This is a genomic window from Psychromonas algarum, from assembly GCF_004376845.1.
GTDB lineage: Bacteria > Pseudomonadota > Gammaproteobacteria > Enterobacterales > Psychromonadaceae > Psychromonas.
This window is the reverse complement of the sequence record NZ_SNUW01000012.1, coordinates 22,282-36,359: the sequence shown is the minus strand read 5'-3', so window position 1 is coordinate 36,359 and position 14,078 is coordinate 22,282. Positions and strand designations below refer to the sequence as shown.

11 protein-coding genes are annotated in these 14,078 nt (G+C 36.0%); 3 read left to right on the top strand and 8 right to left on the bottom strand.

What is annotated here, in order from left to right; all coding sequences use genetic code 11:
- Positions 1-8: 8 nt before the first annotated feature.
- Genes sbcD through E2R68_RS11755 form a run of 3 tightly spaced genes read left to right on the top strand, consistent with a single transcriptional unit; the run spans position 9 to position 5,758 of the window.
- Positions 9-1,220, top strand: coding sequence for an exonuclease subunit SbcD (sbcD, locus tag E2R68_RS11765; protein WP_134277885.1), 1,212 nt, complete (start codon positions 9-11; stop codon positions 1,218-1,220).
- Entirely contained in the window at positions 1,217-4,939 is a 3,723-nt protein-coding gene (locus E2R68_RS11760) for an SbcC/MukB-like Walker B domain-containing protein (protein WP_134277884.1), read from the top strand. Before sbcD ends, E2R68_RS11760 begins: the two co-directional genes overlap by 4 nt.
- 57 nt (positions 4,940-4,996) lie before the next feature.
- Positions 4,997-5,758 carry a DeoR/GlpR family DNA-binding transcription regulator gene (locus tag E2R68_RS11755; RefSeq protein ID WP_134277883.1) on the top strand — a complete coding sequence of 254 codons (762 nt, stop codon included), beginning with the start codon at positions 4,997-4,999 and terminating at the stop codon, positions 5,756-5,758.
- 64 nt (positions 5,759-5,822) lie between these two features.
- Here E2R68_RS11755 and ychF read toward each other — a convergent pair whose 3' ends face one another.
- The 8 genes from ychF to nadK form a co-directional block, all read right to left on the bottom strand.
- A complete protein-coding gene (gene ychF, locus E2R68_RS11750; RefSeq protein ID WP_134277882.1) occupies positions 5,823-6,914 on the bottom strand; it encodes a redox-regulated ATPase YchF in 1,092 nt (363 codons plus the stop codon).
- A 23-nt stretch (positions 6,915-6,937) separates the two neighbouring features.
- Positions 6,938-7,528 (bottom strand): aminoacyl-tRNA hydrolase, encoded by a 591-nt coding sequence (gene pth / locus E2R68_RS11745; RefSeq protein WP_134277881.1) that lies wholly within the window; start codon positions 7,526-7,528, stop codon positions 6,938-6,940.
- A gap of 2 nt (positions 7,529-7,530) precedes the next feature.
- A complete protein-coding gene (locus tag E2R68_RS11740; RefSeq protein WP_134277880.1) occupies positions 7,531-8,154 on the bottom strand; it encodes a 50S ribosomal protein L25/general stress protein Ctc in 624 nt (207 codons plus the stop codon).
- Positions 8,155-8,383: 229 nt separating this feature from the next.
- Positions 8,384-9,331: a ribose-phosphate pyrophosphokinase gene (locus E2R68_RS11735; RefSeq protein ID WP_134277879.1), complete on the bottom strand. Its 948-nt coding sequence runs from the start codon at positions 9,329-9,331 to the stop codon at positions 8,384-8,386.
- A gap of 81 nt (positions 9,332-9,412) precedes the next feature.
- Complete coding sequence (ispE, locus tag E2R68_RS11730; RefSeq protein ID WP_134277878.1) at positions 9,413-10,270, bottom strand: 4-(cytidine 5'-diphospho)-2-C-methyl-D-erythritol kinase; 858 nt, start codon at positions 10,268-10,270, stop codon at positions 9,413-9,415.
- A gap of 8 nt (positions 10,271-10,278) precedes the next feature.
- A complete protein-coding gene (gene lolB / locus E2R68_RS11725; RefSeq protein ID WP_134277877.1) occupies positions 10,279-10,890 on the bottom strand; it encodes a lipoprotein insertase outer membrane protein LolB in 612 nt (203 codons plus the stop codon).
- Between the two features lie 389 nt (positions 10,891-11,279).
- On the bottom strand, positions 11,280-12,959 hold the full coding sequence (gene recN, locus E2R68_RS11720) for a DNA repair protein RecN (protein ID WP_134277876.1): 1,680 nt from the start codon (positions 12,957-12,959) through the stop codon (positions 11,280-11,282).
- Between the two features lie 117 nt (positions 12,960-13,076).
- On the bottom strand, positions 13,077-13,976 hold the full coding sequence (gene nadK, locus E2R68_RS11715) for an NAD(+) kinase (RefSeq protein ID WP_134277875.1): 900 nt from the start codon (positions 13,974-13,976) through the stop codon (positions 13,077-13,079).
- Positions 13,977-14,078: the final 102 nt, after the last annotated feature.

Here is a 14,078-nt window from a genome sequence, read left to right as displayed (position 1 = left end):
AGTGAGCTATGAAAATATTACACACTTCAGATTGGCATCTTGGCCAATATTTTATGATGAAAACCCGTGAAAATGAACATAAACAGTTTTTAACGTGGTTAGTTGCTGTTATTAATGATCATAAAGTGGATGCGGTTATTGTTGCTGGTGATATTTTTGATAGTGCTTCCCCTGCTTCCTATGCTCGCAAACTCTATGCTGACTTTATTGTGCAATTACAACAGAGCTATTGTTCTCAGTTAGTTATTGTTTCAGGAAATCATGACAGTGTTGCGGTGTTGAATGAAAGTAAATCTTTATTAAGAGCTTTAAATGTATCTGTATTAGCAGGTTTAAGTGATGATTTATCTGAGCATATTATTTCTCTTGAAGATAAAAGTGGAAAACAACAAGCTTTATTATGTGCATTACCTTTTTTACGAGCAACGGATGTGATGCTTAGCGAACAAGGGAGTTCGGCAGAGCAAAAGCAAATGTCTTTGCAACAGGGGATTGCCGATACTTATCAAACCATCTATGAGTTAGCGGTAGAAAGTGTTGATGAAACTACACCTATTTTAGCAACAGGTCACCTTACTGCCGTGGGATGTGCTGTGTCTGATTCTGTTCGTGAAATCTATATCGGTACTTTAACTGCATTTCCATCCTCTTTATTTCCTGCATTTGACTATATTGCACTCGGACATATTCATAAAGCACAGCGAGTACAAAAATCTGATGTTATTCGTTATTGTGGTTCACCTATTCCATTAAGCTTTGATGAAAGTAAACAAACTAAACAAGTGAATATTATTGAATTTACTAATAAAGAAGATGTAAAAGTGGATAAATTAGATATTCCTGTTTTTCAGCCTTTAAAAATTATCTCTGGTGATCTAGAAAGTATGACAGAGCAAATTAATACTTTAAAAAATGAAATGTCTAATCAAAGTGTGTGGGTTGAAATCAAACTCAAACAAGCGCATTACATGTCAGATCTACAAAGTCATTTAAGTGAGCTAGTAGAAGGAACCCAGATTGATATTTTGAAAGTGAGTAGTCCTCAAATTAACGAAATGAATCAATGGCAAGAGAGTGATAAAAAAAGTTTAGATAATGTAACACCAGAACAATTATTTGATCATCGTCTTGATATTGAAGAAAATATTAGCGAAGAGCAGAAGCAGCAGTTAAAAGGTTTATTCGCAGAAGTGTTATCTGCTGTGGAGCATCAATCATGAAGATCCTTTCATTACGTTTTGAAAACTTAAATTCTTTAAAAGGGCATTGGAAAATTGATTTTCAAGATCAAGCTTTTCAGGATAACGCTTTATTTGCTATCACAGGGCAAACCGGTGCGGGTAAAAGTACTATTTTAGACGCTATCTGTTTAGCCTTATATCAACAAACTCCTCGTTTAGATAAATTAACTCAAAGTAAAAATGAGTTAATGACTCGAGGCTGTGGTGATTGCTTTGCAGAAGTGGAGTTTGCCGTTAAAGGTAAAGCTTATCGTGTTTATTGGTCTCAAAAGCGTGCTCGTGGCCATGCAGATGGAAACTTACAAGCTCCCATTTGCGAATTAACAGAAATTGCGGGTAAGGTCTTAGCGACTAAAAGCAGTGAAGTACTTAAACTGGTGACTGAATTAACTGGATTAGATTTTTCTCGTTTTACTAAGTCCATGTTATTAGCACAGGGTGGTTTTGCAGCCTTCTTAAATGCAACTAGCGGTGAACGTGCTGAATTGTTAGAGGAGTTAACAGGCACAGAGATCTATTGCGAAATAGCGCAGTATGTTTATCAGCAAAATAAACAGATCCAAGCTGAATTAACCTTGTTAACAGAACAATCTAAAGTATTAAGTTTATTAGATGAAACGCAACGTGCAGAATTAGATGCTGAAATCGCTACGTTAACTCAGCAGCAAAAAAACTTAACAGCAGAGCATAAAGCGTTAGAAACTGCGTTTAATTGGTTGCAACAAACCCAAAAAATATCCGTTGATATCGAAGCGCAGACGCAAGTGCTTGCTAAGATAAATCAACAAAAGCAGCACTTTGAAAGCAAAGAAAAAGCCTTAATTAATGCAGAGAAAGCGGCAAAGTTAACACCGCTGTTTGAATCAAAGCAACAAGCGGCTAAACAACATGAGAAAGTTAAACAACAGCTGTTAGAGATTGAACAAAAGCGCAAGAGCAATAAAGCCTTGATGGAAGATGCCTTAAAAGATCAAGAGTTGAAAAGCACACAGTTACAAGTTCAGCAGCAAAAAACGACACAAGTCTTAGATGAAATTAACAGTGTTTTAATGCCGTTAGAGTTAGCCATTGCAGATAAACAATCACAATCCCAACAACTCAACCAGCAGCAGCTTGAAAAATCAGCGACAGTAAAACAAGAAAAACAGAAATTAGCAGAGCAACAGCTACAAATAACGGCTCATCATCAGCAGCTGCAAACACTTCAATTAACATTGCAGTCTCGTGCTTATATTCCAAAAATTAGTGAAAAACTATCCACTATTTCATTACAGTTAAATCAACTAAGTGAAATGCAAGATAAGCAGTTAACGCTTTCTCAAATATTAACCTCGATTGAACAGAAAAAGTTTGATGCTATTAAATCAAATGCTCATGCTCAGCAAGCTATAAAATCATTAATGACTCAAGTTGAACCGCTAGAATCGACCTTACAACAGACTAAATCTGATATTAATAGGGCGCTTTCTTTATTACCGGATGCTTCAATAAAGGCTGCGAGTACTGAATTAAACAATATACAAATTCAGTTAGAGCAGTGTCTGTCTGCTTTACCGCTGGTGGATAAGCTAGATCGTATTGAAGCGGATTTAGTGAAAATAACAGACAATAAAATCCATTTAGAAACAACATTACAAGCCGAAAATGAGCAGTTATTAGTATGGAAAAGCCAAGGACAGAAATTAGCTGAAGAGGTTAATAATACTGAAAAGTTACTCGAGCAGGATCAAATAATACAAAGCTTGAGTGCATTGCAAATGAAGGTAGAAGAGAGTGAACCTTGTCCTTTATGTGGTTCGTTAGAGCATCCTGCTTTAATTAATTATCAAAAAATCGATACATCACACCATCAATCCCGTTTAAATGAGCAGCAGCAGCTGTTACTTGAAGCGCGTAATCGTTACAGTGAATTAAACGGGCAATTAAAAAGCAATCAGCAGCAGTTACAGCAAGTTCAGTCATCGCTACAAGCTTTGTTATTAGAAAGAGAAGCGCAACTTCAGTTGTGGTCAAGTAATGCCTATTTGATGGGGCAAGAATATAATGCACAAAGTAATGCGTTATTGTTAGCGCAAAAACAGTCGTTAGCCTTACAAGTACAACAGTTAACTCAAAAAATAGAAGAGGTTCGTCGCTTAGAGAGCCTGCACTCTGAACAATCAAATAAAATACAAACACTATCAGCTGATAAGAATAATTTATTATTAACACAGCAGCAGAGTGTGCATATACAAAATTCATTAACAGAGCAATTTGATGCGTTATCCGCTGATGCTGCACAAATGACATTAAAAATGGATGCGGTTAAACAAACAATTGTGACGAGTTTACCAGAACCATATCAGCTATCGGCATCTAGTGATTTAACATTCTTAAACCCTGAATCTATCTTTAATCAACCAGAACAATGGTTAGCTGAAGCAACCAAGCAAGTTACAGATTATCAACAACAGTTGACGCAAGAGCAGCAGCTACAACAGCAATTGAGTGAGTTATCGCAACAACATTTGTTAGCTCAACAAGTGATGCAGCAACATAGCGAACTATTACAGCAAGTTACAACTCAAATGAATGTCTTAACTGAGCAAATTAATGACGCTCTACAGCAGAGAAAGTCGCAATTTGGTGAGGTTTCTCAAGAGCAGTTACGTGAGCAGGCACAACAGCAATTAACACATTGCCAAGAGCAGGTAGAAAAAGCTAAATTAGCACTTCATGCATTGAATGCGACGGAGCAAGCGTTACAAGGTGAAAGCTCGCAGTTAATTACATTAGAAAAAGAGTACAAAGATCACTTAGCCAATGTTGAAGCTAAGTTTAGCAATGCATTAGCTGTTTCTTTATTCACTGACCAAGCTGATTATCTTGATGCCTGTTTAACACAAGATGAAATGCAGTCGCTAATGGCATTACGTCAACAATTACAACAGCAGTTATTAACTGAAACAACACGCTTACAAACGTTAGAAAGTCAGTTCGCAGCGCAACAAGCATTAAAACTTACAGAGTTAGATTTGCCACAAGCATCGCAAGCATTAAAGGGATCTGAAAGTAAAATAGAACAGTATCAGCAAATTTATGCAACGAAATTAGGGCTGTTACAGGCCGATGAACATGCCAAACTGAAACAACAAGATTTATTAAAACAGCAACAACAAAAACAAGAAAATGCGCAACACTGGACACTGCTAAATAAATTAATTGGCTCGGCAGATGGGGCTAAATTTAGAACCTTTGCGCAGGGAGTTACCCTAGATAATTTAGTTTATTTAGCGAACAAAGAGATGGCGAATCTACATCAACGTTATCAATTGAAACGTAACATTAATCAACCGTTAGCGTTACAAGTAATCGATTTATGGCAAGCTAATACCATACGTGATGTGAAGACCTTGTCAGGTGGAGAAAGCTTTTTAGTTAGTTTAGGTTTAGCATTAGCTTTATCCAACTTAGTTAGTCATAAAACACAAATAGAATCTTTATTCTTAGATGAAGGTTTTGGTACTTTAGATGCAAATACATTAGAGGTTGCTTTAGAAGCGTTAGAACGCTTGAATGCAACAGGTAAGTTAATTGGTATAATCTCTCATGTAGATGCCTTAAAAGAGCGCATTAGCCATCAGATTCATGTTTCAAAAGGGGCATCAGCTGGATTCAGCCAATTAGCTAAACAATATCAATTTAATGAAGCCCAATAGAAAATTATTGAGTAGAGTGGCTATCTAGAAATATCACACAGAAGTGCAGGGAAATTTATGCTACAGCAAGAAAGACACAGTAAAACGCTAGAGTTATTAAGTCAATTTGGGCGTGTTTATGCAAATGAATTAAGTTTGCAACTCGGTGTGTCTGAAGATACCGTTCGTCGTGATTTAAAACTGCTTGATGAACAAAAGAAATTACGTCGTGTACATGGTGGTGCGTTACCTTTACAGCATCAAAACCAAGAGTATCGAGAACGACACGAAGAAGTTGATCCGTTGAAACTGCGTGTAGCATTAGCGGCCATTCCTTTAATTAAAGAAGGACAAACCATCTTAATTGATTCAGGAACAACTTGTTTGCAATTGGCAATGAATCTGCCTACAGATTTTAATTTTACTGTTGTTACACCTAGTCCATTGGTTGCTACTAAATTAATTCATCATAATAATATTGAGTTAATTTTATTAGGCGGGAAAATATTTAAACCTGCAGTGATGGCATTAGGAGCCACAACAAATGCCATGTTACGTAAAATTTATTTTGATACCTGTTTTCTAGGTGTTTGTGCTTTACACCCAAGTAAAGGGTTAAGCATAAATCATATAGATGAAGCGGAGACACTTTCTACTATTATTGAACAATCAGAACAGGTTGTGACATTAGCTTCTAATGTTAAATTGGGGAAAATGAGCAAACATAAAGTCTGTGACGCACATAAAATAGATTGTCTTGTGACTGATGTAGCCTCAGATCCAAAATTACTTTCTTTGTTTGAAGCTCAAGGGATCAATATTAAAATTTGTAAGGATTAAAAGCAGATTTATAAAAATGGCAACCGAAGTTGCCATTGGATATTATTCAGTTTTGAATAAAGAATTAAACATTAAAGCGGAAGTGGATAACATCACCATCTTTTGTGATGTATGATTTTCCTTCTAAGCGCCATTTACCAGCTTCTTTTGCACCAGCTTCACCTTTGAACTCAATGAAATCTTCATAACCAATAATTTCAGCACGGATAAAACCACGCTCAAAGTCAGTGTGGATTTTACCGGCTGCTTGAGGAGCTGTAGCACCAACGGGTACTGTCCAGGCACGTACTTCTTTAACACCAGCTGTGAAATAAGTTTGTAAGTGCAATAGTTCATAACCACTGTAAATTACACGGTTTAAACCTGGTTCATCTTGACCGATACCTTCTAAGAATTCAGCTTTGTCTTCGTCGTCTAATTCTGCAATTTCAGATTCAATAGATGCACAAACTGGAACAACAACTGCATCTTCTTTTTCAGCAATTTCACGTACTTTATCTAAGTATGGATTATTTTCAAAACCATCTTCGGCAACATTTGCAATATACATTGTTGGTTTCAATGTTAAAAAGCTAAGGTAGTCGATTGCTGCACGTTCTTCTTTTTCAAAATCTAAGCCGCGTACCATGCCATCGGCTTCTAAATGTGCTTTGATGCGTTCAAGAATAGGTAATTCAAATTTAGCATCTTTATCACCACCTTTCGCTTTTTTAGCTAAACGCAAAATAGCGCGATCACAGCTTTCTAAGTCAGCTAATGCTAACTCAGTATTAATGATTTCAATATCTTCTTGTGGGTCTATTTTACCTGCTACGTGAACGATATTTTCATCTTGGAAACAACGAACAACGTGTCCAATTGCATCAGTTTCACGGATGTTTGCTAGGAATTTATTACCTAGGCCTTCACCTTTTGATGCGCCTTCAACTAAGCCGGCAATATCAACAAATTCCATGGTAGTTGGTAACACTTTTTGCGGGTTTACGATTGCCGCAAGTTGATCTAAACGTGGGTCTGGTACAGGAACAATCCCAGTATTTGGCTCTATTGTACAAAAAGGGAAGTTAGCTGCTTCAATGCCTGCTTTTGTTAATGCATTAAAAAGGGTTGATTTACCAACGTTGGGTAAACCAACAATACCACATTTAAAACCCATGATTTTATCCTATTAATTATCTATTATTGTGCTTTGAAGCTATGTAAGCGATTCATCGCTTTTTCAATGCCGTCTACACCTAATATGTGTGTACAACGAGCTGCTTCATCGATACTTTGCTCGATCAAATTTTGTTCCGTACTTGTTGCTTTACCAAGCACATAACCGCTAACGCGACTTTTGTCACCGGGATGCCCGATGCCAATACGTAAACGATAAAAATTTTTATTATTGCCTAGCTTTGAAATGATATCTCGCAATCCATTATGTCCACCATGTCCTCCACCGAGTTTAAATTTTGCAACACCAGGAGGAATATCTAATTCATCATGAGCCACTAAAATTTCTTCAGGTTTAATTTGGTAAAATTTTGCCATTGCAATAACAGCTTTACCACTTAGATTCATGAAGGTTGTTGGAACTAATAAACGAATGTCGTTACCAGCAAATTGAATACGTCCGGTGTGACCAAAAAATTTTGCTTCAGGTTTTAGCTGAATATTTTCTTGAGAGGCGAGTTGTTGTAGGTACCATTGTCCGGCATTATGTCGAGTGTTTGCATATTCGGGGCCTGGATTAGCCAGGCCCACAAGCAATTTAATCGTAGTTGACACGATTACTCAGCAGCGTCAGCTTCTGTTGCTTCAGTTTCAGCTTCTTCTGTAGCTACTTTCTTAAGTGTGATAGCTAAAAGAGGTAAATCGTATTCTTCACCTTTAATAAGCTCAACAGATTCAACACCTTTAGGAAGTTTAACATCAGAAATATGAACTGTTTGACCAATTTCAACGTTTGCAATATCAACTTCTAAGAATGCAGGTAAATCAGCAGGTAAACAAGTTACTTCTAATTCGTTTGCTAAGTGAGCAATTACGCCACCGTTTTTAACAGCTTCAGCAGTATCTTCGTTTAAGAAGTGTAAAGGTACTGTTGTGTGTAATTTATGTGTAGCATCAACACGTAAAAGATCTAAATGTTGGATACGGTCTTTGAAAGAATGACGTTGGATATCTTTAAGCAATACTTGCTCAGAAACACCATCAATTTCTAAGTTTAAGATTGAAGAGTAAAATGCTTCAACAGCTTCTACTTTCATTAATTCTTTATGTTCGAAAGTAAGTGATACTGGATCTTTTCCTGCACCGTATACAACACCAGGTGTTTGGTTTGTGTGACGTAGGCGGCGGCTCGCACCTTTCCCTAAATCTGTACGGCTTGTAGCGACTAATGTAATTGACATGGTAAACTCCATTGTTGAAAAAATTAAATTATTTTTTCAAATTAAAATAGATTATCGTTTGCGACCAGCGATAACCACCTTCCCCTTAATAGGGTGTATAAAAAAGGCGCGCCATAATAACGCAGTAAACATTTTTGTACAATTTAAATGCCAAAAAAAACGCCTATTTATTATAAATAGGCGTTTTTAAAAAATCTGATTGAAATAGAGCTTGCTATCTCATTGATTTTTAGTAGTGGAACATCGCTGAGATAGATTCTTCATTACTTACTCGGCGAATTGCTTCCGCTAACATACCACTTAAAGTAAGTTGTTTAACTTTACCTGTTGCTAAAATTTCAGCTGTAAGTGGAATTGAGTCAGTAACAATAAATTCATCAATTACAGAGTTTTTGATGTTTTCAACTGCTGAACCAGAGAATACTGCATGTGTAGCGTAAGCATAAACAGATAAAGCACCACGATCTTTAAGTGCCGCAGCAGCTTGACATAATGTACCACCTGTATCGATCATATCATCAACGATAATACAATGACGGCCTTCAACATCACCAATTAAGTGCATTACTTGTGCAACGTTTGCTTTTGGACGACGTTTATCAATGATTGCTAAATCAGCATCATCTAACAGTTTTGCATGTGCACGAGCACGAACAACACCACCAATATCAGGAGAAACAATCATAGGATTGTCTAATTTTTTCTCTAACATATCTTCTAGTAGTACTGAGCTACCAAATACGTTATCAACAGGTACATCGAAGAAACCTTGAATTTGTTCTGCATGTAAATCCACAGTCATTACACGGTCAACACCAACATTAGAAAGGAAGTCGGCTACTACTTTGGCAGTAATTGGCACACGGCTTGAGCGAACACGTCTATCTTGACGAGCATAACCAAAGTATGGAATTACCGCTGTAATACGACCAGCTGATGCACGGCGAAGTGCGTCGATCATTACGATTAATTCCATCAAGTTGTCATTAGTTGGTGCACAAGTTGATTGAACGATAAAAATATCATCACCACGAACATTCTCGTTGATTTGAACGTGAATTTCGCCATCACTAAAACGACCTACGTCTGCGCTTCCTAATTTGATAAAAAGACGATCTGCGATTTTTTGAGCTAGATCGGGTGTTGCGTTACCTGCAAATAGTTTCATGTTTGGCACTGTGAGGACCTCTTTCATCCTGTTGATTTAGTTAATAAAATCATATTATTAACAAGTGTAACTAATTGAAATTTCAACTAATTAATTTTTATTTAGTGTAGATAATAGTTCACGTAATGGTGAAATATTTAAGCCTTCCGAGGTGAAACAATTCAACCATTTTGGCGTTTTTTCAGCTAATAACTCAGCTTCATCAGCATGGTCAAATGTGCTGAAAACACATGCACCAGTTCCAGTTAGCTGAGTAGGTGCGTATTCTAGCAACCAGTCGATAGTATTAGCAACCTCAGGATAATGTTTTTTAACGCAATTTTCACAATCATTTTCCCATTTATTGTTCATTAGTTCATGATGTAGGAGCTTTGGGGTATCTCTTTTTAAATCTGGATTATTAAAAATAACTGGTGTTGAAACGTGGCAATCTGGCATGGCAATTAAATAATGTGATTTTTTAGGTTCTACTGAGCTTAGTTTTTCACCAATGCCTTCTGCAATCGCTGCTTTACCATGGATGAAAATAGGAATGTCTGCCCCTAAAGATGCCCCCAATTCAGATAGTATTTTATCGCTTAAATTTAAATCCCAATGATAGTTTAAAGCAACTAAAGTTGTTGCTGCATCAGAAGACCCTCCCCCTAAACCTCCACCCATAGGAAGGTTTTTTTCTAATTCAATATGCGCGCCATAGGGATAAGAAGCATAATTTTTTAATAAGGTTGCTGCTTTATAAATTAAGTTACTTTCAAGGGGCACATTCTTAAGTTCGGGGGCTATGGTAATGTTATTGCTGCTATTTGCTGTGATTGTTAAATAATCACAACGTTTAATAAATTGAAAGAGGGTCTGTAGTTCGTGGTAACCATCGGAACGTTGTCCTGTAATGTATAAAAATAAATTTAATTTTGCTGGGGCAGGCCAACGTATTGTTTTAGTTTGCATCGTAAGCTCTAATTAGTTGCTATTGTCCATTGATTAATTGCAATTTTTGCTCGAATTTTATCTCGTTTTAGATCCAACATTGTGGGTAATATATACCCTGAAAAAGATTGATACTGTTGATAATGTACAGTCCACAAACTACCACTTTTATCGGTACCTGTTAATTCTTTAACCTGTTGCTGAGAGTTGATGATATAAGTAGCCTCATCAGGATCACCTTTGATCCATTGTTGTAAGGCCGAAACAGGAAAAGCGAGGTTTGGGGCAAGTTTTTTTATTAAAGTATTCACATCAGACCCTACAAATTTGTCCCCATCATTATTAATAATTTCAACGCCTTGTTCATTTTTAGTTATTTGTAAAACACGAGTGCCGATGAATGAAGTTAATTGGATTTTGTAATTATCACCTTCTTGATGCCAATGTAAATTGGCTGTTTGGCGTTCATTATCTAAAAATATTGCTAATTTACCAGTGATAGTCCAAGAGGTAAGTTGTTGTAACTGTTGTTGCTGTTCATCCCAGGTTTTATTTGTCGTTTCATGGGAAGTCGTTGATTGATTCAATTGGCTACAACCAGATAAAGTGATGATGAAGAATATAAATAGGAGCTTTTTCATTTTTAAAACCAATCATAAAAAGTAGACTTAATATAACAAACTATTTGCATGATGGCTTTGTTGTGAGATAAAAATTTAAAAATAGTAGGGCAGAGGTCTATTTTAATTCATTTACAAAGTTACTGTTTGTTGCATTTTGGACCCATCAAAAAATATTTATACCGATAACATTCAATATTCCATCTAAATATTGAACTGAAAAAATAGCTCAATTCAAGGCATAAATTGACGTAAATGGTAGTTACTTTTACAAAGTTTATAACGAGGAAGTGGGATATTTTAACCAGTAAAATAGATACGCTATTTATTGTGATTAGTCTTACCGATTAAAAAGACCCTGTAAATAATTAATCGGTAAATATCTTTGTATCATTATTATTTGCATGGGCTTATGCGATAAGTAAATCTTTGGCATTTGCTAATGTATGTTCTGTGATCACATCTCCTCCTAATAACCTTGCAAGTTCTTGAATTCGTTCAGTGGAATCTAATAACTGCATGTTAGTATTTGTAGTTTTACCGTCACTTTTTTTGTTCACTATCATTTGTTGATGGCCATTTCCGGCAACTTGCGGTAAATGAGTAACACAAAATATTTGTGTACTTTCACCAAGCTTGCGTAACAAATTACCAACAACAGCTGCTGTAGCACCACTGATCCCAACATCGACTTCATCAAAAATAAGTGTTGGTGTTGAGACTCTTTGGCTAATGATCACTTGAATTGCTAAGCTGATACGTGACAATTCTCCTCCAGAAGCAACTTTGCCTAAATTTTGCAGTCCTTGTCCTGCATTTGCAGCCACTTGAAATTCAATATTATCAATCCCTAATGGGCTAAGGTTATTACTTTCGTTTTGAGTAATTAGCACGTGGAATTGTCCATCTTCCATATTCAACTTTTGAATGCTCTCTGTTATTTTTTTACTTAGCTCTTTTGCATATCGTTGGCGACTCTGGCTTAATTTTTTTGCGTGTTTTGCATAGTTTTTTTGTGCATTTTCAAGTTCAATCGTTAATTGCTCAATTTCAGCTTCACTATTATTTAACTGTTGATATTCTTTACTTAATTTTTGATGGAATGAATATAACATTTCAGGCTGAACTTGATGTTTTCTTGAAAGTGTCATAGCTTGGCTTAAACGATATTCCAGTTGTTCAAACTCTTCAGGGTCTAGTTCTAATTTTTCTGCATATTGACGTAATTCATAACCCGCTTCTTCAATTTGAATTACTGCTTCTTGTAAAGAATCTACAATGACTGATAATTTTTCATCGTGCTGTACTTGTGATTCAATAAGTGAAATGCTTTTTTGTAATAAACTCAAAGCATCAACTTCTTCTGAATCGCTTAATAAATTTAAGCTCATTTGTGTGTTTTCTATCAATGCACCACTATTTGCTAATCTTTTATGCTCAGATTCTATTTCTGAAAATTCATTTTCTGCTAGTGCAAATTCATTTAATTCAACAATTTGATATTCTAATAATTGTTTACGTGCTTGTTTTTCTTGCTGGCTTAATTGCTGTTGTTTCAATTGTTTTTTTAAAAAGTGGCAGCCTTGATAAGTATCTTTCACTTTTTGTAGTAGTTGTTGATGATCTGCATATTCATCAATAATCGATAACTGAATATCATTACGTAATAAACTTTGATGCGCGTGTTGACCATGAATATTAACAAGTAGTTGCCCTAAGCTTTTTAATTGCGATAGAGGGACGGGGGTAGAATTTATATAAGCGCGAGAACGACCTTCTCTGGTGATAGTCCGACGTAATAAACATTCGTTAGGATTGTCACTTAAGCTATTTTCTAGATCGTTATTTTGTAACCAAATCAATGCATTTGGTGTATCACTAAGATTAAACCTTGCACTGACTTCTGCTTTATCAGTACCTTGTCGGATCATACTGATATCTGCACGGTCACCAAGACATAAACCAAGTGCATCAATCGCGATTGATTTACCCGCTCCAGTTTCCCCTGTAATAGTGGTCATGCCTTGACGGAAGTCTAGTTCCAAAAATTTTACAATAGCAAAGTGCTGAACGGTTAGTTGGCTTAGCATAAAATTCACATCCTATGTTGATCATAATGATTACAAAACTACTGTTTTAATACACAGTGTAGTACTGTTTTTTTAAACAGTAAAGTGTCATGTGATGATTTTATGCTAAATTTTTAATTAATAGAGTTTATTACCCCATCCAAATTTATTTTGGAGTACGTGAAAGTAATTATAGTTTTGTGGATGTAGCAGTTTTAATTGATGTTGCGTTTTTTTAATAATGACTTCGTCACCTGGTAAAACGGATAAATTCACATGGCTGTCACAACTAATCTGCATTTCGGTTGAATTAGTCTGTGCTATTTTTAATCTCACAGTACTATTAGCATCAATCACTATTGGACGACTATTCAATGTATGTGGAAACATAGGTAATAAGCTAATTGCATCTAGATTAGGGGTTAATATTGGTCCGCCTCCAGAAAGCGAGTAAGCAGTTGAACCTGTAGGTGTTGATAAAATTAATCCATCGGCACGTTGATTCAACATAAAGTTATCATTTACATACACTTCAAATTCAATCATATGCGCAATTTTATCAGGGTGTAAAACGGCTTCGTTAACCGCGGTATTACAACTTTTCATATGGCCATGGCTATGAACCTGTGCTTCTAATAAAAAGCGATTTTCTGTTTGATAGTTTCCCTCTAATACTTCTGCTAGAGGCTGTTCAAAATTTTCAGGATCTAAGTCAGTTAAAAAACCTAAATTACCTCTGTTAACGCCAATGACTGAAATATCAAATCGAGCAAGTACTCTAGCTGCTCCAAGCATATAACCATCACCACCGACAACAATTGCAAGGTCACACTTATGACCGATACCCACTAAATCATCATATTTTATTTTTGCTAGATTAAGATCATCACATAGACGGCGATCAACAATAATTGAATGGCCTCGGGCTTGTAAGAAATGATATAAGCTTGTCAAAGTTTGCAATGCTTCACTATGTTGTGGTTTGCCAATTAATCCAATAGTTTTAAATTGGCTTTGTTGCGTACTATCTTGACTCATAAAATGCCCATTAGCTAAAAATGCGATGATTTTCAGTATACCTCTAATAAATGTTTTTATTAACAGGCTTGAAACTATTATTACTATCCCCATAATAGAGCT

Coding starts and splice junctions, on each gene's coding strand:
- nadK (WP_134277875.1), bottom strand. CDS start 13,976: ATGAGTCAAGATAGTACGCAACAAAGCCAATTTAAAACTATTGGATTA.
- ispE (WP_134277878.1), bottom strand. CDS start 10,270: ATGCAAACTAAAACAATACGTTGGCCTGCCCCAGCAAAATTAAATTTA.
- E2R68_RS11755 (WP_134277883.1), top strand. CDS start 4,997: ATGCTACAGCAAGAAAGACACAGTAAAACGCTAGAGTTATTAAGTCAA.
- ychF (WP_134277882.1), bottom strand. CDS start 6,914: ATGGGTTTTAAATGTGGTATTGTTGGTTTACCCAACGTTGGTAAATCA.
- E2R68_RS11760 (WP_134277884.1), top strand. CDS start 1,217: ATGAAGATCCTTTCATTACGTTTTGAAAACTTAAATTCTTTAAAAGGG.
- recN (WP_134277876.1), bottom strand. CDS start 12,959: ATGCTAAGCCAACTAACCGTTCAGCACTTTGCTATTGTAAAATTTTTG.
- sbcD (WP_134277885.1), top strand. CDS start 9: ATGAAAATATTACACACTTCAGATTGGCATCTTGGCCAATATTTTATG.
- E2R68_RS11740 (WP_134277880.1), bottom strand. CDS start 8,154: ATGTCAATTACATTAGTCGCTACAAGCCGTACAGATTTAGGGAAAGGT.
- lolB (WP_134277877.1), bottom strand. CDS start 10,890: ATGAAAAAGCTCCTATTTATATTCTTCATCATCACTTTATCTGGTTGT.